At 32.9% G+C, this 828-nt stretch carries 1 protein-coding gene; it reads left to right on the forward strand.

Annotation, left to right across the window (positions count from 1 at the left end; genetic code table 11):
* The first annotated feature begins 63 nt into the window (after nt 1-63).
* On the forward strand, nt 64-738 hold the full coding sequence (locus KI356_RS26580) for a response regulator transcription factor (protein WP_128280173.1): 675 nt from the start codon (nt 64-66) through the stop codon (nt 736-738).
* Nucleotides 739-828: the final 90 nt, after the last annotated feature.

Consider the following 828-nt stretch of genomic DNA (forward strand, 5'->3'; position numbering starts at 1 on the left):
ATCATTGCAATTATATTTGGAATAGGGTTGCTTATTCATTTAATCGTATAGGAGGCATTGCAGTTGCAAAATATATTAATTATTGAAGATGAGGAAAGTTTAGCGGATTTTTTAGAATTAGAATTAAAGTATGAAGGATATATAGTAGATATACAACTTGATGGAAGAAAGGGATTAGACGCAGCACTTGAAAAAAATTACGATCTCATTTTACTTGATTTAATGTTACCAGGATTAAATGGACTGGAAGTATGTCGTCGATTAAGGGCAACGAAAAATACACCTATTATTATGTTGACTGCTCGTGATAGTATTATGGACCGTGTAACAGGCTTAGATAGTGGGGCGGATGATTATCTTCCAAAACCATTCGCGATTGAAGAACTTTTAGCACGTATGAGAGTTATTTTTAGGAGAGAAGAAAATACAGAGCAAAAGCACGCATCATTTCTTACGTTTAAAGATTTACAGCTTCAGATTGAATCTCGAACTGTAACTAAAGGAAATGAAGAAATTGAACTTACAAATAAGGAATTCGAGCTACTGCTTATGTTTATGAAAAATATTAATCGAGTTCTTACCCGTGATATTTTACTGGACCAAGTATGGGGATATGATGCAATGGTTGAGACAAATATCGTTGATGTGTACGTTCGTTATTTACGTAATAAGTTACATAGTGTAGATAAGGAGGAGTATATCCAAACAGTCCGCGGTGCTGGATATATAATGAAATGATAAAAAACATTATGTACCGAATTAGAAATTTACCTATAAAGTGGAAATTAACACTTTGGTCCACTACACTAGTTTTTATTTTGTTTATTT

It is taken from the genome of Bacillus hominis (assembly GCF_018332515.1).
GTDB classification, from domain to species: Bacteria; Bacillota; Bacilli; order Bacillales; family Bacillaceae_G; genus Bacillus_A; species Bacillus_A hominis.